Genomic DNA, 17,060 nt, shown 5'->3' with positions numbered 1-17,060 from the left:
TCAATGTCATTGCTGAGTAAACAAGCCGCCGCCCTGTTGCTGGGGGCCATCGCCAGCCTGGTCGTGGTATCCGCCCAAGCGGCCCCGGCCAAACCTGCCGGCGATGCACCGGCGCAGAAAGTGTCGATGCTCGGCGGCAAGTTCACTTTCACCTTGCCCAAGGGCTTCACGGCGACGCCGCTACCCGCCGGTGAAGTGACCCAGGGCACCGCTGGGGCGACAGGGACGATGTACAGCAATGCCACCAGCAGAACCGTGGTGATTGCCGCTGAGAACACCATCGTCAACGGTACGAATGTGAAGGACGACGACGGTGCGTTCCTCGACACCACCATGGCCGACTTCGCCGCCCAACGCATCAAAGCCCTGCCGGACGCCAAGATCCTCAGCGAAAAAAGCCTGACCCAAAAAGGCACCGGCCTGGGCCTGCGTCAGCTCGACACCAGCGCGACCCAGGGCGGCGGGCCAACCCTCGACACCACGTTGCTGGGCGCCTCCGGCACGCGCATGGCCGTGGTGCAGATCATCTCCCGGGCCAGTGACAAGGCCGGTCATGAAGCGTTGGTGAAACAGATCGCCAGCGGTCAGTAACAAGCACCCCGGACCCTGTGGGAATGTGGGAATGTGGGAATGTGGGAATGTGGGAATGTGGGAATGTGGGAGCGAGCTTGCTCCGGGCGGCGATCCGACGATGGCGTCGGCACATCTTGGCATTGATGCAAGCTGACCCGCCGCTATCGCGAGCAAGCTCAGCCCCCACAGGGTTTCGCCCGCAGGGGCTTACGGTGGTCAGGGATTGAGCCGCTCCAGCCAGGCCCGCAGGTCCTGCACTTCCAGGGCGCTGATGCTGTGGCCGACGCCCGGGTAGGCATGGAATTCCGGTTCCAGCGCCAGGGTCTTCAGGAAGCTGTTGGCCTCGGTGCCATCGTGGTAGGGAATGATAGGGTCTGCCGTGCCATGGCCGATGAACACCGCCAGTGTCCGGCGCGACTCGTTGGGGGTCAGTTCCGCCCGCAGCGCCGACAGGACCCGCCCGCCCATCGCTGCAATACCGCCGACGGCTTCGGGGTGTCGCAGGGCCACTTCGTAGCTCATCATCGCGCCCTGGCTGAACCCTACCAGGTAGACCTTGCTCGCGTCGGTCGAGTACTTGGCCCGAGCCTTGTCGATGAAGTCCAGCAGCATCTGGCCGCTGGCCTTCAAGTCCGAAGTATCACCGTCGTAGGCACCGTCGCCCTTTTTCGCGAACCACTGATAACGGTCCTGTTCCATGCTCTTCGGTGCCCGCACCGAGAGGTAGTTGTAATCCCGGGGCAACTCGCCCTTGAGTTCGAACAGGTCCTGTTCGTTGCTGCCGGAGCCGTGCAGGAAGATCACCAGCGGGCGGTTGCCGGCTTGCTCATCGGCTTGGGCCAGGTAGTTGAGCGGCAAGTCCGTGTGCAGCGAGGGTTGGGCCTGCAACCCGGACGAGACCAGCAATAGAAACAGGGCGAGCGCTTTAAACATCAATCTTCCTCCATCGTTCGATAGCCGCACGACAAGAAGCGTGCGGTGAGGTAGACAGCACTTATCAGTCGTTGCTCAATTTCCCCGTACGAATCGGCTCACGCCCGGCGACTTTTGCCTGCCAGATGCCCGGCTGGGTGTAGCGCCCGCGGTCCAGGGCGAACAGCACGCCACTGGTGCCGGCCCGCACGGTGGTGACCCGATCATTCAACGGATCAACCACTTCGAACAGCGGATCGCCGCGCTCCACCCATTCGCCAGCCTCACGCAGAAAGCTCACCACGCCATGGTGCGGCGCGAACAGGTATTGAGTGCCTTCGAACGGAAAGCCTTCGCAGCACTCGGCGGGGGCGGATGGCCAGTCCCCGCCAATAAAACCCTGCTCGGCCAAAAACCCGAGAATGGCTTCACAATTGGCCTGGGCCTGTTCCACGCGGGTGTCGCCCATGCTGCCCAGCTCCAGCGTCGTCGCCAGGTTCGCCGCAGGGATCGCCGCCGCGGGAAAGGCTTTGGCCAGGCGCAACCAGGGCGAGGAGCAGGACTCGTCGAACGAACTGCCACCGGAATCTTCACTCAGCAACGCCACCCCGGCCTTCAGGCGCGCGGCCAGGGAGCGCCATTGCGGCCACTGTTGCGGCAAGGCATACAAGTGGATCGCTGCCTCGAAATCGCAATGCAGGTCCAGGGTGATGTCGGCGTCGCAAGCATGGCGCAGCAGCAGGCGATGCAGCGCTTCAAGTTGCGAAGGCGGCGCCGGCAGGTCGTCGAGAACCTGGGCCATGGTCTGGCGGATCAAGGTGATATTGGCAGCCGGGTCGTCACCCAGGCGATCACCGATGCGTTGCGCCACCGGTGCACTGAGCTCCACGAAAGAGCGGTTGAAATTCTTGCCACTGCCCAGTTCGAAACGCCCCATGTGGGCGCTTTGCAGATGTTGATCCAGGCCGATGGGATTGGCCACCGGCACCAGCTCGATCACCCCTTTGAGCAGGCCTTGCGCCTCGAGGTCGTTGAGCCGCTGCTTCAGCTCCCAGGCAGTACGCATGCCCGGCAGTTCGTCGGCGTGCAGGCTGGCCTGGATGTAGGCCTTGCGCGGGCCATGGCCATAACGAAACACACTGAGCCGGCGCTCGGTGCCCAGGTGGCTCCATGGCAGGGTATGGTCGATGCGTTGCATGAAATCTCCAAATGACTAGGCGTAGGAGCTGTGTAGGAGCTGTCGAGCGAAGCGAGGCTGCGATCTTTTGATCTTTTGCTCTGGACTCAACTGGCAGTGGAAAGATCGTAGCCTCGCTTCGCTCGACAGCTCCTACAGCAGCGCCTACCGATTAATGCCCGTAGACATCAAAAGCGAAGTATTTGTCCTGCACCTTCTTGTACGTGCCATTGGCGCGGATTTCGCTGATGGCGGCGTTGAATTTATCGGCCAGGGCCTTATCGCCCTTGCGCACCGCAATGCCGGCGCCACCGCCGAAGTATTTCGCGTCTTCATAGGTCGGGCCCACGAAGGCAAAGCCTTTGCCGGCATCGGTCTTCAGGAAACCGTCGTCGAGGTTGACCGAGTCGGCCAGCATGGCGTCGAGGCGACCGGCGACCATGTCCAGGTTGGCTTCCTGCTGGGAGCCGTAGCGCACCAGGTTGATCCCGGCAGGCACCAGCACTTCGGTGGCGAAACGGTCGTGGGTACTGGCACGCAGCACGCCAACTTTCTTGCCCTTGAGCTCGGTCAGCGGGTCCTTGACCTCGGAGCCTTCCTTCATCACGAAACGCGCCGGGGTGTGATAGTACTTGATGGTGAAATCGACGTTTTTCTTGCGATCGTCGGTGATGGTCATGGACGACAGGATCGCATCGATCTTCTTCACTTTCAGCGCGGGGATCAGGCCATCGAACTCCTGCTCGACCCAGGTGCACTTGACCTTCATCTGCTCGCAGAGGGCGTCGCCGATATCGACATCGAAGCCGGTCAGTTTGCCTTCGGGGGTTTTCATCGAAAAAGGCGGATAACCGGCTTCGATCCCGAGGCGGATCGGCTTGGCGTCTTCGGCCACGGCCGACAGGGACAATACAGACAGTGCCAGGGCACCGAACATGGCTAGCTTGTTCATTTTCGCTCCTGAGTGCGCAGGTATTTTATTGATCGTTATAGGCAGATTCGTAGGCAGCGTTCGGTCAGCAAAAACCGAAGTGGCCGGGAGTCTAGAGGGGCACTCAGGAGGGGAGTTATGTTGAGGCGACAAATAGTTATAAAAACAGCCAGGGGCGTCCGGTGGTCACTGAATTTGCGAAAAACCTGACAGGTAAACACCTGTGGCAGATTCACTCCTGTGGCGAGGGAGCTTGCTCCCGCTGGGCTGCGCAGCAGCCCTTGATGTCCGTCAGATACAAACGGCATCGTCACCCTTATTGGGGCCGCTGCGCGCCCCAGCGGGAGCAATCTCTGGCCACAAAAGCCTGTTTTCAATCTGCTTATGGCGCAAAATCAGCAGTCGCAGCTGATCGCCTCGTCCGCCATGCGCTCCACTGTGCCGCTCAGGCGAAAGCCTTCATCGAGCCAGCCCATGACGCCGCCGATCATTTCCTTGACCGGGTATCCCAACGTTGCCAGGCGCACTGCCGCCTTGTTCGCCCCATTGCAATGCGGGCCGGCGCAATACACCACGAACAGGGTGGTCTTGGCATAGGCGGCCAGTGCCTGGGCGGTGAGTGTGCGGGTTGGCAGGTTGATCGCCCCGGGAACGTGGCCGCGTTCGTAGGCCAGTGGTCCGCGTACATCCACCAGCACAAAATCGATGTTGCCGGCCTGTTGGCTGGCATGAACGTCGGAACAATCGGTTTCGAATGTCAGGCGACGGCTGAAATGCTGCAGGGCGATATCGGAGGGGGCAGCAGGCACTTCGCGAACCAGGCTGGTCATGGGCGTGTACTCCAGGATAGATAAGGCGTGAAGAGACTTTATCCCCCCGATGCTTACCGCTAAAGTGGCGCACAAGACACTCTGTGGGAATTTTCCGCCAAATGCAGCCTAACCCTGGTCTGGTCGCGATCCTCGCCTACGACGGCCTGTGTACTTTCGAATTCGGTGTCGCCGTCGAGATCTTCGGATTGGAGCGACCGGAATTCGATTTCCCCTGGTACACGCATCGGATCGTCGCGGTCGATGACGGCCCGATGCGCGCCATGGGCGGCTTCCAGGTTTTGGCCGATGGCGGCATGGAACTGCTCGAAACCGCCCGGACCATTGTCGTGCCAGGCTGGCGCAACCGCAGCGAGCCACCGTCCCAGGCGTTGTTCGAGGCACTGCGCAGGGCCCACGCCCGTGGTGCGCGCCTGCTGTCGATCTGCTCCGGCGCCTTCGTACTCGCCGCCGCCGGGCTGCTCGATGGCCTGGGCGCCACGACTCATTGGCGCTACACCGACGAACTGGCCGCAAGCTTTCCGGCCGTGCGAGTAGACCCGGATGTGCTGTACGTCGACTCAGGACAGGTCATCACGTCGGCGGGCAGCGCCGCCGGTATCGATGCCTGCCTGCACCTGGTGGCACGGGACTATGGCGTCCAGGTCGCCAACTGCGTGGCACGCCGGTTGGTGATGTCGCCGCAACGCACGGGCGGCCAGGCGCAGTTCATTCCCTCACCGGTCAGCCGCACGCCACGCAGCGACCTGTCGAGTGTCATGCAATGGGCCCGCGAACGCCTGCACGAACCTCTCGGCGTGCGCGAACTGGCCAGCCAGGCGGCCATGAGCGAACGCACCTTCCTGCGCCATTTCACCCAGGCCTGCGGCGTGTCGCCCAAGGCCTGGCTGCAACATGAACGCCTGGCCCGGGCCCGCGAGTTGCTGGAAAGCACCGGGGACAACACCGACAACATCGCGCAACTGTGCGGCTACCGCTCGGTGGAAAGCTTTCGCGTGGCGTTTCGCAGCGTCGTGGGGTTGGCGCCGTCGGTGTATCGGGAGCGGTTTGGGCGGGGGTAAAGATGCCGGGGTTATGAACCCCCGTGGCGAGGGAGCTTGCTCCCGCTGGGCCGTAGGCGCTGTGTAGGAGCTGTGTAGGAGCTGTCGAGTGCAACGAGGCTGCGATCTTTCCCCAAACACTTGAATCTCAAGCGAAAGATCAAAAGATCGCAGGCTTCGCCAGCTCCTACAGAGCCCAGCGGGAGCAAGGTGATGCGCAAGCATCATTGAGGCTTGCGCAACAAATAAGTATCCATGATCCAGCCATTGGCCTTGCGCGCGGCCTTGCGGGTGCGCTCGATGTCATCGGCCACATCCCCCAGGCGGCCGGCGATAAGGATTTCATCCGGCGTCCCCACATAGGCCCCCCAGTAGATCTGCGTCTCGGGATCGCTCACCTGGCGATAGGCGTCCTCGGCGTCGAGCATCACCACCACACTCGCCGCGTCGCCCACCTGCCCCGCCGCCAACCGGCGTCCGGTGGTGATTTCCAGCGAACCGCCAATGCTGTTCAACGGTACTTTATGCCGGGCGGCCAGGGCCTGGACGCTGGTGATGCCGGGGATCACCTCGAATTCGAAGGCGCAGCGGCCCGCATCGAGGATCGCCTGCAGGATGCGCACGGTACTGTCGTACAACGCCGGATCGCCCCATACCAGAAAACCACCCCGTTGACCGTCGGACAGTTCTTCATTGATCAAGCGTTCGAAGGTGGCCTGTTTAGCCCGGTTCAATGTTTCGACGCTGTCCTTGTAGTCCAGGCCGCCGCGTTGGCGTTCCGGGCTGTAGGCTTCGACGAAACGGTAGGTGCGATCAACGATGTAGCGCCGACAGACTTCGCGCCGCAGGTCCAACAGTTTGTCCTTGGCCGGGCCCTTGTCCATGAGAAAGACCACGTCCAGGCGGTTCAAGGCTTTCACTGCCTGCATCGTCAGCTGATCCGGATCGCCGGCCCCAATGCCGATGACTGACAACGTCTTCATCGCGGCGACTCCTGGTCAGGTCCCTGGGTGCGTAATCGCCATACACCGTTGAAACGCAACTCGAGGGTGGACAACGGTTCAATGTCGATCCGGTTGAATGTGGCGGCCGGGCAGCCCAATACATTCACCAGGGCTGCGCGGATCACGAAGGGGTGGGTGACGGCCAGCAGATGTCCGGGCCGGTTTTCCAGACTGGCCAGCCAACTCCCGACACGGCGGCACAACTGGGCGACAGATTCACCACCATGGGGAGCCGCCTCGGCATCGTCGAGCCAACTCTGCAGGGCTTGCGGTTCAGCCTGGAGCAACTCATCGATGGACAACCCGCGCCAGCGTCCCAGATCGCAATCGGCCAGGGCCAGGTCCTGCTCGGGCTCGTCGCCGAACAAGGCGGCGGTCTGGCGCGTGCGCAGTTCCGGCCCGCACAGCAGTTGCCGGACATTTCGGTAGTGGTGCTCGATCTGCGCGCGGCGTGCCAGCCAGTCGGCGTCCAGCGGTTCGTCCAGGCCAAAGCGCGCCTGCTTCTGGGCGGCGGTGCGGGCGTGGCAGATCAAGGTCAGACGAGTGGTTTGCACACTGGATTCTCAGGCAATCGGAAGGGTCGCACGGGCGGGATATTCACGCACTTAGTTGTACAGCACCTTATACGAAATCAAATAAGTGAGACAAAAAGGCGTTATGTCCGACATCGTCAGAAGCATCAACTGACATACCCGGTCTACCCAGCCGGGACCAACTCCTACAAGGGTTTCGCACAATAATGGAGCATTTTAAACGGAACGTAAAAACCACTGGACATGTAGCACCAGCTACATAAATACTGTTTTCAGGAGTTATGAAAGAAATTCAACACCCATCCTGGCAAGGAGCACGGATGCCACCTCTCAGAGACCTGATCACCGATCCCGGCCTGGTTTTGACGCCGTCGGAACGCAAGGTCGTACGTGCCCTGCTCGATCACTACCCACGCAACGGCCTCGGCCCGATGTCACGCCTGGCGGACCATGCCGGCGTCAGCGACCCGACTATCGTGCGGCTGGTGAAAAAACTCGGGTTTGGCGGTTACGCCGAATTCCAGGATGCACTGCTCAGTGACATGGACCATCGCCTGCGCTCCCCCCGCACCCTGTTGAAACCGCGGGCCAAATTGCAGCAAGGCGATACCTGGAGCCAGTACCTGGCCGCCAGTCAACGCCACCTCAACGACACCCAGGCCCTGACCCAACCCGAAGACGTGCGCATTCTCGTGCAGTGGTTGCTCGACAGCCGCCATCAGGTGCATTGCTTCGGCGGGCGCTTCAGCAGCTTCCTGGCCCACTACCTGCTCAACCATTTGCGACTGTTGCGCGCCGGTTGTTTTGCCCTGGAAGACAACGCCCAACTGCCTGACCGGCTGTTCGACGTGCAGCGCCAGGATGTGGTGCTGATCTTCGATTACCGCCGCTACCAGGCCCAGGCCCTGCGCGTGGCCAGCGCGGCCAAGGAGCGGCACGCCCGGGTCGTGCTGTTCAGCGACGTCTACGCTTCGCCATTGCGCGAGCTGTCCGACCTGATCATCAGCGCCCCGGTGGAATCGATCTCGGCCTTCGACAGCCTCGTGCCGGCGCTGGCCCAGGTCGAGGCGCTGATTGCCTGCCTGACCCTGCAATGCCCCGAGCTGGCCGAACGCCTGGAAGGCATCGATGCCTTGCGCACGGAATTCAACACGCACCTGTTGGAGGAAAAATAAGGATGTTCTCGCTCCCCCACCGCTCGCCCCGGGATTTGCCGTTCACCTGCCAGCACACCGCCTTGCTGCTGGTGGACATGCAACGCGCCTGGCTGGAACCGCAATTCGATGCCCACCTGCACACCCGCGAGGCCGAGTATTTCATCCAGCGGGCCCGCCAGCAGGTCATTCCCAACCAGCAGCGCTTGCTCAACGCGATGCGCGAAGGGCAGCACAACGTGTTGCACACCCACATCGAAAGCCTCACCGCCGATGGCCGCGACCGTTCCCTGGATCACAAGCTGTCGGACATGCACCTGCCCAAGGGCAGCCCCGAGGCGCAGATCATTGCCGAACTGGCGCCGCTGGAAAACGAAATCGTGCTGCCCAAGACCTCCTCCGGGGTGTTCAACTCCACCAACATCGATTACGTGCTGCGCAACCTGCAGACCCGCCACTTGATCGTCGCCGGCATCGTCACCGACCAGTGCGTCGACATGGCCGTGCGCGACGCCGCCGATCGCGGCTACCTGGTCACGCTGGTGGAAGATGCCTGCGCCACCTACACCGAACAACGGCACCTGGCGTGCCTGAACGCGATCAAGGGCTATTGCTGGATCACCGATACCGACACCGTGCTCGCGCGTTTGCAGGAGATGCAGCCATGAGTCGCCTCGATCCTGCCGCCGTCCTCGCCCCGTTGCCCGTGACGACCCTGGTGACCACCGACCTGATCGGCGTGACCCGTGGGCGCTCGTTTCCCACTGATGAATTGCCCCACTACGTCACCGCTGGCTGTGGCTGGGTGCCGGCCAACAGCGCACTGACGCCTCAGGACATCATCGCTTCGACCAACCCTTGGGGCGCCTATGGCGACCTGCGGCTGGTGCCGGACCTGTCCAGTCGGGTGACCGTCAACAACGGCCCTGACGCCCAGGCGCCCGCCCTCGACTTCATCCATTGCGACATTCGGGAGACCGACGGCCGGCCCTGGAGTGCTTGCCCGCGCACGCTGCTGCAGGACGAAGTGGAGCGTTATCGCGCCGAACTGGGCTTGCAGGTTTTCGCTGCGTTCGAGCATGAATTCAACCTGCTTGCCACGCCTGCGCAGCCTGATCGCCCGGCCTTCAGCCTCCAGGCCCAGCGCCGGCAGGCCGAATTCGCCGGGTGGTTGCTCAGTGCCCTGCGGGCCGGCGGTGTCGAGCCGGAAATGTTCCTGCCGGAATATGGCCAGCATCAATACGAAATCACCTGCCGCCCGACTTTGGGCGTTGCCGCCGCCGACCGGGCCGTGAACGTCCGGGAAATCACCCGCGAGATCGCCCGGCAAATGGGCCTGGACCTGAGCTTCGCCCCCAAGACCGCGGAAAACGCCGTGTGCAACGGCGTGCATTTACACCTGAGCCTGCAAGACCTGAGCGCGGACCCGGTGCTGCATGACGCCGCCAGCAGTAATGGCTTGTCCAGCCTCGGCCAGCATTGGGCCGCTGGTGTGCTGCACTATCTGCCTGCACTGTGTGCGCTGACTGCGCCGACGCCGGTGTCTTACGAGCGCCTGCAACCTCATCACTGGAGCGCATCCTATGCGTGCCTGGGACAGCGCAACCGCGAAGCGGCGCTGCGCATCTGCCCGACCGTGAGCCTGAGCGGCAAACCGCTGGCGAACCAGTACAACCTGGAGTTCCGCGCCATGGACGCCACCGCCTCGCCGCACCTGGCGATGGCGGCACTGCTGATTGCCGGGCGACTGGGCATCCAGCAACGGCTGGCATTGAACGCTGTCACCGATGAAATACCCGATGAGCTGGATGAAGCACAACGTCGTGCCCGTGGCATTATCGCCCTGCCGACAACCCTGGCCCAGGCACTGGACTGCCTGCGCCACAGCGGGGCGCTGCTCGAGACCCTGCCCAGCCCGCTGGTCGAAACCTACTTCGCCTTGAAGGCCCAGGAGCTGGCCTTGACCGAGGCGCTGTCACCTGCCGAGCGTTGTGAGCACTATGCACGAATCTATTGAGTGTGCTGAATCGGGCCTCTACACCAGGCCACCCTACCGACTGGCCCGGGAGGAGTCCGAACACCCGGTGCTGCTGGTGTGCGAACACGCCAGCCGCTTCATTCCCGATGCGCTGAACGACCTGGGCCTGGATGAAACGGCCTCCCAGGAGCACATAGCCTGGGACATCGGGGCCCTGGCCTTGGCCGAACGCCTGTCCGAAACCCTCGGCGCAACGTTGCTGTCGGCCAATTACTCACGGCTGTTGATCGACCTCAACCGCCCGCTGCACGTGCCCGACAGCATTCCGGCCCAGAGTGAGATCTACCAGGTTCCGGGTAACCATGCCCTGGACGAAGCTACTCGCGAATATCGCCAGCAGCGCCTGTTCCATCCCTTCCATGATCGGTTGCGGGCGTTGATCGACCAGCGCCTGGCCGCCAACCGACTGGTGCGCGTGGTGGGCATCCACAGTTTCACCCCGGTGTTCTATGGCCAGCCGCGCGCCCTCGAAGCGGGCGTGCTGTTCGGCGAAGCCAAGGAATACGCCCAGCACATCGTCGACGGGCTGGGCCGGCATTCGCTGCGGGCAGCGGGCAACCAGCCCTACAAGATCAACCCCCTGACCGACGTGACGGTTCCAGTGCACGGCGATGGCCGCGGCCTGGATTCGGTGTTGATCGAAGTGCGCAACGACCAACTGCGCAGCCCCGAAGCGGTGCGAACCTGGAGCGCCTACCTGGCGCCCCTGCTGTAGCGCGGCAGCGGCAAGTTTCCAGCGACAGACAGCAAGCAAGAGCAACCCACACAGCTGAAAAGGAAAACGGCTCATGAGCATTGAGGCATTTGGCTACAAACAGGAATTGAAACGCGGCCTGTCGCTGACAGACCTGGTGGTATACGGGATGATTTTCATGATCCCCATCGCCCCGTTCGGCGTGTATGGCTATGTCAACGCCGAGGCACCGGGGATGGTGCCGCTGGCGTACATCATCGGCATGGTGGCGATGCTGTTTACTGCCTTGAGCTACGGCAGCATGGCCCGGGCCTTTCCGGTGGCAGGTTCGGTCTATTCCTACGCGCAACGGGGCCTTAACCCACACGTCGGCTTCATTGCCGGCTGGCTGATGCTGCTGGACTACCTGCTGATCCCGCCGCTGCTCTATGTCTACGCCGCCATGGCGCTGAACCATTTGTACCCGGACATCCCCAAGGTCGGTTTCATCCTGGCCTTCCTGATAAGCGCGACCTTCGTCAACCTGCGGGGCATCACCTTCACCGCGCGGATGAACATCATTTTCCTGCTGGCGCAGCTGGTGGTGCTGGGGATTTTCCTGTTCTACGCCTGGAACGCCCTGCACGGCGGGGCCGGTAACGGCCAGCTGACCCTGGCGCCGCTGTACAGCCCGGAACACTTCAACTTCGCCCTGCTGATGCAAGCCGTGTCCATCGCGGTATTGTCGTTCCTGGGCTTCGACGCCATTTCCACCCTGGCCGAAGAGATCAAGGGCGACCCGGGCCGCAGCGTCGGCAAGGCAGCCCTGGTGACCTTGCTGGTGATGGGGGCGATCTTCGTGGTGCAGACCTGGATCGCCACGGACCTGGCCGCCGGCATGGGTTTCAAGTCCGCCGACACCGCATTCTATGAAATCGCCGAATTGGCAGCTGGCGGTTGGCTGGCCACCTTGACCGCGGTTGCCACGGCCCTGGCCTGGGGCGTGGCCGTGGCGATCACTTCGCAGGCGGCGGTGTCGCGCCTGCTGTTCGGCATGGCACGGGACGGCCAGTTGCCCAAGATGCTCGCCAAGGTCCATCCGAAACACAACACCCCGTACTTGAGCATCTACCTGGTGGCGGTGCTGTCGCTGTTGATCTGCTACCTGTTCATCGACGCCGTGGACACCCTCACCTCCCTGGTCAATTTCGGCGCCCTGAGCGGCTTCATGTTGCTGCACATCACCGTCATCAACCACTACTGGCGCCGCCAGCAGTCCGGCCAACTGATTCGCCACTTGATTTGCCCACTGGTCGGCTTCGTGATCGTCGCGGCCATCATGTACAACATGGGCGTGGCTGCGCAGAAGCTCGGCCTGATCTGGATCGCCGCGGGCGTGATCTACCTGTGTGTGCTCAACAAATTCGGCAACCCTAGCGCCGTGCCCGATCCGGCCGGTCAGTGAGGGCCGGCGGTCGAATGATTCGGCCAACCGTGGTTACAACGCGTGGACATCGACAGTGATCGTCAAGCCCGGTGCTGGTCACCGGGCTCTCTGGAACAGGAGTGCAATCCATGCTGGCCTTACGTCCAGTTCAATTAACCGATCTGCCGCAACTGCAACAACTGGCCCGTGACAGCCTGGTGGGTGTCACGTCGCTGCCGGACGATACCGCGCGCCTGGAGGAAAAGATCCTCGACTCGTGCGCCTCGTTCGAGGCCGATGTGCAGGGCCCTGGCGCGGAGAATTATTTCTTTGTCCTGGAGGACCTGGAATCCGCGCGCCTGGTCGGTTGTTCGGAAATTCTCTCCAGTACCGGTTACAACGAACCGTTCTACAGCCTGCGCAACCGGCCGTTTTCCAGCGAGTCCCGGGAGCTGAATATCCAGCATGGCGTGCCCGCGCTGTCACTGTGCCAGGACCTCAACGGACAGACGCTGCTGCGTGGCTTCCACATCGACGCCAAGCGGGTGCGCACGCCGGAATCGGAGCTGCTGTCCCGGGCCCGGCTGATGTTCATCGCCGCCCATCCCCAGCGCTTTGCCGAATCGGTCATCACCGAAATCGTCGGTTTCAGCAGCGAGGACGGTCAGTCGCCTTTCTGGGATGCCATCGGCCAGCACTTCTTCGACCTGCCCTACGTCGAAGCCGAACGGCTGTGTGGCTTGCAGAGCCGGACCTTTCTCGCCGAGCTGATGCCGCAATACCCGATCTACGTACCCATGCTGCCGCCAGCGGCCCAGGCCTGCATCGGCCGGGTGCATCCCGACGGCCAGGAAGCCTTCGACATCCTGGCGCGCGAGGGTTTCGAGACCAACAGCTACGTCGATATCTTCGACGGTGGGCCGACCTTGCATGCCCGTATCGCCAACGTCCGTACCATCACGCAAAGTCGGAACGCCATGGCCCGGCAAAGCCTGCAGATCGATGCCAGGGGCCGTTACCTGGTGAGCAACGACCGTCTTGGAAACTACCGGGCCATCGTCGCCGAGCTGGACGTCAACGCCGAGGGCCCCGTGACCCTGTCGCCCGACATGCTGGCCGCCCTGGGCGTCATGGATGGCGAGCGGATCCGGGTGGTTGCCCTATGAACCTCACTCGATCCCGTGGCACGCATCAGCGCTTGGCCCGACACAATGAAGGAGCTGCAGCATGATTGTCCGTCCGGTCGCCATTACCGATCTGCCCGCATTACTGGACCTGGCCCGTTGCGCAGGCCCCGGTTTCACCAGCCTGCCGGCCAACGAAGAGCGCCTGGCCCATCGTATTCGCTGGGCCCAACGGACCTTTGCCGGACAAGTCGAACGTGCCGACGCCGATTACCTGTTCGTGCTCGAAGACGATGATCGGCAGGTGGTGGGCATCAGCGCCCTGACCGGTGCGGTCGGGCTGCGCGAGCCTTGGTACAACTATCGGGTCGGGCTGACGGTCAGCTCGGCGCCGGAGCTGGGGATCCAGCGGCAGATCCCGACCCTGTTCCTCAATAACGAGATGTCCGGGCAATCGGAGATCTGCTCGTTGTTCCTGCACCCCGAGCAACGCCATGGCCACAACGGCCGCCTGCTGTCCCTGGCGCGCCTGCTGTTCGTGGCCGAGTTTCCCCAGCTGTTCGGCGAAAAACTGATCGCCGAACTGCGGGGCCATGCCGACGAACAAGGCTGTTCGCCGTTTTGGGATAGCCTGGGACGGCATTTTTTCAAGAAAGACTTCAGCTACGCCGATCAGTTGTCCGGCATGGGCAACAAGTCGTTCATCGCCGAACTGATGCCACGCCAGCCGCTGTACACCTGCCTGCTCACCGAACAGGCCCGGGCGGTGATCGGCAAGGCTCACCCGAACACCGAGCCAGCCCTGAAGATCCTCAGCGCCGAAGGTTTCAGCCATAAGGGCTACATCGACATCTTTGACGGCGGCCCGGTGATCGAGGCGCCGGTGTCGAAGATCCGCACCGTCCGCGACAGCCAGATGCTGACCCTGGTCATTGGCACCCCGGACGAACAGGCACCGGTCTGGCTGATTCACAATCGGCGCCAGGAAAACTGCCGCGTCACCAGCGCTCGCGCGCACCAGCATGGCCACAAGCTGCTCGTCGATCGCCTCACCGCCAAACGCCTGCAAGTGCAACCGGGTGATACGGTGCGGGCCGTCGCATTGCTCAAGCAGGCCCGGCAGGCTGTGGCGGCGTAGCCCCTCGTATCCCGACTGACCGCCAGGGCATCGGCGGCCCACCTTGCGGGCCCGTTGTTTCGCTTGATGCCATAACGGCATCACCCATACACATTCGTCATCATCTTTGCGCTTGCCACGTGATAGCCTTTGGGTCTTTCGGCGTTGACACTTTTGCTCAAGCCTTTCCATTCCATTGGTGGAACTCATATGTCCAGGCTTTCCCATCAAGATTTGCGTCGTAACTTTCGCCAATTGCTGGCTTCCAACACCTGCTACCACACCGCCTCGGTGTTTGACCCGATGTCGGCGCGCATTGCCGCCGACCTGGGTTTCGAAGTAGGTATCCTGGGAGGTTCGGTGGCGTCTTTGCAAGTATTGGGCGCGCCGGACTTCGCCCTGATCACCCTCAGCGAATTTGCCGAACAGGCCACCCGCATCGGCCGCGTGGCCCAACTGCCGGTGATTGCCGACGCCGACCATGGCTACGGCAATGCCCTGAACGTGATGCGCACCATCGTCGAACTGGAACGGGCCGGCATCGCGGCGCTGACCATCGAGGACACCTTGCTGCCGGCCCAGTTCGGGCGTAAATCCACCGACCTGATCGGCGTAGCCGAAGGCGTCGGCAAGATTCGTGCGGCGCTGGAGGCGCGAGTCGATCCGGAAATGGCGATCATCGCCCGGACCAACGCTGCGATTCTGCCGGTCCAGGAAATCATCAGCCGCACCCGGCAATATGAGCGTGCCGGGGCGGACGGGATTTGCATGGTGGGCGTGCAAGACTTCGATCACCTGGAGAAGATCAGCGAAAACCTGACGGTGCCGCTGATGCTTGTCACTTATGGCAACCCGTTGCTGCGCGACGACAAGCGCCTGGCCGAATTGGGCGTACGCGTGACCATCGACGGCCACGGCGCCTATTTCGCCGCGATCAAGGCGACCTACGACAGCCTTCGCGAACAACGGCAGATCTTCACCCAGGCTTCGGACCTGAGCGCCACCGAACTGACCCACACCTACACCCAGCCCGAGGACTACATCCGCTGGGCCGAGGAGTACATGAGCGTCAAGGAGTAAGCGGACTCGCCCCCACAGGATTAGCCTGTGGTGGGCCAGATCCTAGCCCTTGCTACGCAGCATTTCTTTCGGCACGTACTTGCCGATCTCGAACTTGCCGATGGCCGCGCGGTGGACTTCATCCGGGCCGTCGGCCAGGCGCAGGGTGCGTTGCATGGCGTACATATAGGCCAGCGGGAAGTCGTTGGAGACCCCGGCGCCACCGTGGATCTGGATTGCCCGATCAATGACCTTCAAGGCCACGTTCGGCGCGACGACCTTGATCTGGGCGATTTCGCTCTTCGCCACTTTATTGCCGACCGTGTCCATCATGTACGCCGCCTTCAACGTCAGCAGGCGCGCCATGTCGATTTCCATCCGCGAGTCGGCAATCTTGTCGATGTTACCGCCCAGGCGCGCCAACGGCTGGCCGAAGGCCGTGCGACTGACGGCACGCTTGCACATCAATTCCAGCGCGCGCTCGGCCATGCCGATGGAACGCATGCAGTGATGAATCCGGCCCGGGCCAAGGCGACCCTGGGCAATTTCAAAGCCACGTCCTTCACCCAACAGGACGTTTTCGTACGGCACCCGCACGTTCTCGAACAGCACTTCGGCATGCCCATGAGGCGCATCGTCGTAACCGAACACCGGCAGTGGCCGGACGATCTTGACCCCCGGGGTGTCCACCGGCACCAGGATCATCGAGTGCTGGGCATGGCGCGGCGCATCAGGGTTGCTCAGGCCCATGAAGATCAGGATCTTGCAGCGCGGGTCGCAGGCCCCTGAGGTCCACCACTTCTTGCCATTGATGACCCACTCATCGCCGTCGCGCTCGGCACGGGCGGCCATGTTGGTGGCGTCCGAGGAGGCAACGTCCGGCTCGGTCATGGCAAAGGCCGAGCGGATCTCGCCGCGCAGCAGTGGCTCGAGCCAGCGTTGCTTTTGTTCTTCATTGGCATAACGCACCAGCACTTCCATGTTGCCGGTGTCCGGCGCCGAGCAATTGAACGGCTCCGGCCCCAGCAACGAGCGCCCCATGATCTCTGCCAGCGGCGCGTATTCCAGGTTGGTCAGGCCGGCACCCAGTTCGGATTCAGGTAGAAACAGGTTCCACAGGCCTTCTGCCTTGGCCTTGGCCTTGAGCTCTTCCATGATGGCCGTGGGTTGCCAGCGGTCGCCTTCGGCCACTTGCCGTTCGAACACTGCTTCGGCCGGGTAGACGTAGGCATCCATGAACGCCGTGACGCGTTCACGCAGTTCCTGAACCTTGGGGGAATACGCAAAATCCATGAGCAGCACCTTCTTGGCAGAGGTTGTTTTAGGTCATGAAATCGATGCTAGTTCAGCTACGAAAATTTACCTAACCTATTCTCGGCGTGTATTAACATTCATCACCGATATATGTTTCACTGATTCTCATCGCCACCCGGCACCTCACAACAAGCCCAAGAACAAGAGTGCAGCGC

Annotated in this window: 17 protein-coding genes; 10 read left to right on the top strand and 7 right to left on the bottom strand. The window is 62.4% G+C overall.

The window, feature by feature from the left end; all coding sequences use genetic code 11:
* The first annotated feature begins 3 nt into the window (after positions 1–3).
* Complete coding sequence (locus QMK47_RS11060) at positions 4–591, top strand: hypothetical protein (RefSeq protein ID WP_258690786.1); 588 nt, start codon at positions 4–6, stop codon at positions 589–591.
* Positions 592–789: 198 nt separating this feature from the next.
* On the opposite strand, the gene QMK47_RS11055 is transcribed toward QMK47_RS11060, so the two are convergent.
* From QMK47_RS11055 to QMK47_RS11040, 4 genes are all read right to left on the bottom strand, one after another.
* Positions 790–1,506 (bottom strand): alpha/beta hydrolase, encoded by a 717-nt coding sequence (locus QMK47_RS11055; RefSeq protein ID WP_253473180.1) that lies wholly within the window; start codon positions 1,504–1,506, stop codon positions 790–792.
* Positions 1,507–1,570: 64 nt separating this feature from the next.
* On the bottom strand, positions 1,571–2,683 hold the full coding sequence (locus QMK47_RS11050) for a M14 family metallopeptidase (protein WP_320390189.1): 1,113 nt from the start codon (positions 2,681–2,683) through the stop codon (positions 1,571–1,573).
* Between the two features lie 151 nt (positions 2,684–2,834).
* Positions 2,835–3,614: an ABC transporter substrate-binding protein gene (locus tag QMK47_RS11045; RefSeq protein ID WP_253473174.1), complete on the bottom strand. Its 780-nt coding sequence runs from the start codon at positions 3,612–3,614 to the stop codon at positions 2,835–2,837.
* A gap of 374 nt (positions 3,615–3,988) precedes the next feature.
* Positions 3,989–4,423 (bottom strand): rhodanese-like domain-containing protein, encoded by a 435-nt coding sequence (locus tag QMK47_RS11040; RefSeq protein ID WP_018611488.1) that lies wholly within the window; start codon positions 4,421–4,423, stop codon positions 3,989–3,991.
* Between the two features lie 101 nt (positions 4,424–4,524).
* Between QMK47_RS11040 and ftrA the strand changes: the two genes are divergently transcribed.
* On the top strand, positions 4,525–5,484 hold the full coding sequence (gene ftrA / locus QMK47_RS11035; protein WP_320390188.1) for a transcriptional regulator FtrA: 960 nt from the start codon (positions 4,525–4,527) through the stop codon (positions 5,482–5,484).
* Positions 5,485–5,687: 203 nt separating this feature from the next.
* On the opposite strand, the gene cobF is transcribed toward ftrA, so the two are convergent.
* Together cobF and QMK47_RS11025 are read right to left on the bottom strand one after the other, a co-directional pair.
* Positions 5,688–6,446, bottom strand: a complete 759-nt coding sequence (gene cobF, locus QMK47_RS11030; RefSeq protein ID WP_253473168.1) for a precorrin-6A synthase (deacetylating) — start codon at positions 6,444–6,446, stop codon at positions 5,688–5,690.
* Positions 6,443–7,021, bottom strand: coding sequence for a histidine phosphatase family protein (locus QMK47_RS11025; RefSeq protein WP_320390187.1), 579 nt, complete (start codon positions 7,019–7,021; stop codon positions 6,443–6,445). The genes cobF and QMK47_RS11025 overlap by 4 nt, the downstream gene beginning before the upstream one ends.
* A 299-nt stretch (positions 7,022–7,320) precedes the next feature.
* On the opposite strand from QMK47_RS11025, the gene QMK47_RS11020 reads away from it, so the two are divergent.
* The 8 genes from QMK47_RS11020 to QMK47_RS10985 all read left to right on the top strand — a co-directional run bounded on the left by QMK47_RS11020 (position 7,321) and on the right by QMK47_RS10985 (position 15,612).
* Entirely contained in the window at positions 7,321–8,175 is an 855-nt protein-coding gene (locus tag QMK47_RS11020; RefSeq protein ID WP_253473162.1) for a MurR/RpiR family transcriptional regulator, read from the top strand.
* A gap of 2 nt (positions 8,176–8,177) precedes the next feature.
* A complete protein-coding gene (locus tag QMK47_RS11015) occupies positions 8,178–8,822 on the top strand; it encodes an isochorismatase family cysteine hydrolase (RefSeq protein ID WP_253473159.1) in 645 nt (214 codons plus the stop codon).
* A complete protein-coding gene (locus QMK47_RS11010; protein WP_253473157.1) occupies positions 8,819–10,171 on the top strand; it encodes a glutamine synthetase family protein in 1,353 nt (450 codons plus the stop codon). Before QMK47_RS11015 ends, QMK47_RS11010 begins: the two co-directional genes overlap by 4 nt.
* Positions 10,155–10,907: an N-formylglutamate amidohydrolase gene (locus QMK47_RS11005; RefSeq protein WP_253473154.1), complete on the top strand. Its 753-nt coding sequence runs from the start codon at positions 10,155–10,157 to the stop codon at positions 10,905–10,907. The genes QMK47_RS11010 and QMK47_RS11005 overlap by 17 nt, the downstream gene beginning before the upstream one ends.
* A 73-nt stretch (positions 10,908–10,980) precedes the next feature.
* On the top strand, positions 10,981–12,330 hold the full coding sequence (locus QMK47_RS11000) for an APC family permease (RefSeq protein ID WP_320390186.1): 1,350 nt from the start codon (positions 10,981–10,983) through the stop codon (positions 12,328–12,330).
* A gap of 110 nt (positions 12,331–12,440) precedes the next feature.
* Positions 12,441–13,457 carry an arginine N-succinyltransferase gene (locus QMK47_RS10995; protein ID WP_253473148.1) on the top strand — a complete coding sequence of 339 codons (1,017 nt, stop codon included), beginning with the start codon at positions 12,441–12,443 and terminating at the stop codon, positions 13,455–13,457.
* A 61-nt stretch (positions 13,458–13,518) separates the two neighbouring features.
* Complete coding sequence (gene astA / locus QMK47_RS10990) at positions 13,519–14,553, top strand: arginine N-succinyltransferase (RefSeq protein ID WP_253473145.1); 1,035 nt, start codon at positions 13,519–13,521, stop codon at positions 14,551–14,553.
* A 189-nt stretch (positions 14,554–14,742) separates the two neighbouring features.
* Entirely contained in the window at positions 14,743–15,612 is an 870-nt protein-coding gene (locus tag QMK47_RS10985; protein ID WP_018611520.1) for an isocitrate lyase/PEP mutase family protein, read from the top strand.
* A gap of 42 nt (positions 15,613–15,654) precedes the next feature.
* On the opposite strand, the gene QMK47_RS10980 is transcribed toward QMK47_RS10985, so the two are convergent.
* Positions 15,655–16,884, bottom strand: a complete 1,230-nt coding sequence (locus QMK47_RS10980) for an acyl-CoA dehydrogenase (protein ID WP_018611522.1) — start codon at positions 16,882–16,884, stop codon at positions 15,655–15,657.
* Between the last annotated feature and the right edge of the window lie 176 nt (positions 16,885–17,060).

The sequence above is a fragment of the Pseudomonas sp. P9_35 genome, assembly GCF_034008205.1.
Lineage (GTDB): Bacteria > Pseudomonadota > Gammaproteobacteria > Pseudomonadales > Pseudomonadaceae > Aquipseudomonas > Aquipseudomonas kilonensis.
Note: the sequence above shows the minus strand (reverse complement) of the source record. Positions and strands in the feature narration are given on the sequence as shown.

Coding starts and splice junctions, on each gene's coding strand:
- QMK47_RS11060 (WP_258690786.1), top strand. CDS start 4: ATGTCATTGCTGAGTAAACAAGCCGCCGCCCTGTTGCTGGGGGCCATC.
- QMK47_RS11055 (WP_253473180.1), bottom strand. CDS start 1,506: ATGTTTAAAGCGCTCGCCCTGTTTCTATTGCTGGTCTCGTCCGGGTTG.
- QMK47_RS11050 (WP_320390189.1), bottom strand. CDS start 2,683: ATGCAACGCATCGACCATACCCTGCCATGGAGCCACCTGGGCACCGAG.
- QMK47_RS11045 (WP_253473174.1), bottom strand. CDS start 3,614: ATGAACAAGCTAGCCATGTTCGGTGCCCTGGCACTGTCTGTATTGTCC.
- QMK47_RS11040 (WP_018611488.1), bottom strand. CDS start 4,423: ATGACCAGCCTGGTTCGCGAAGTGCCTGCTGCCCCCTCCGATATCGCC.
- ftrA (WP_320390188.1), top strand. CDS start 4,525: ATGCAGCCTAACCCTGGTCTGGTCGCGATCCTCGCCTACGACGGCCTG.
- cobF (WP_253473168.1), bottom strand. CDS start 6,446: ATGAAGACGTTGTCAGTCATCGGCATTGGGGCCGGCGATCCGGATCAG.
- QMK47_RS11020 (WP_253473162.1), top strand. CDS start 7,321: ATGCCACCTCTCAGAGACCTGATCACCGATCCCGGCCTGGTTTTGACG.
- QMK47_RS11015 (WP_253473159.1), top strand. CDS start 8,178: ATGTTCTCGCTCCCCCACCGCTCGCCCCGGGATTTGCCGTTCACCTGC.
- QMK47_RS11010 (WP_253473157.1), top strand. CDS start 8,819: ATGAGTCGCCTCGATCCTGCCGCCGTCCTCGCCCCGTTGCCCGTGACG.
- QMK47_RS11005 (WP_253473154.1), top strand. CDS start 10,155: ATGCACGAATCTATTGAGTGTGCTGAATCGGGCCTCTACACCAGGCCA.
- QMK47_RS11000 (WP_320390186.1), top strand. CDS start 10,981: ATGAGCATTGAGGCATTTGGCTACAAACAGGAATTGAAACGCGGCCTG.
- QMK47_RS10995 (WP_253473148.1), top strand. CDS start 12,441: ATGCTGGCCTTACGTCCAGTTCAATTAACCGATCTGCCGCAACTGCAA.
- astA (WP_253473145.1), top strand. CDS start 13,519: ATGATTGTCCGTCCGGTCGCCATTACCGATCTGCCCGCATTACTGGAC.
- QMK47_RS10985 (WP_018611520.1), top strand. CDS start 14,743: ATGTCCAGGCTTTCCCATCAAGATTTGCGTCGTAACTTTCGCCAATTG.
- QMK47_RS10980 (WP_018611522.1), bottom strand. CDS start 16,884: ATGGATTTTGCGTATTCCCCCAAGGTTCAGGAACTGCGTGAACGCGTC.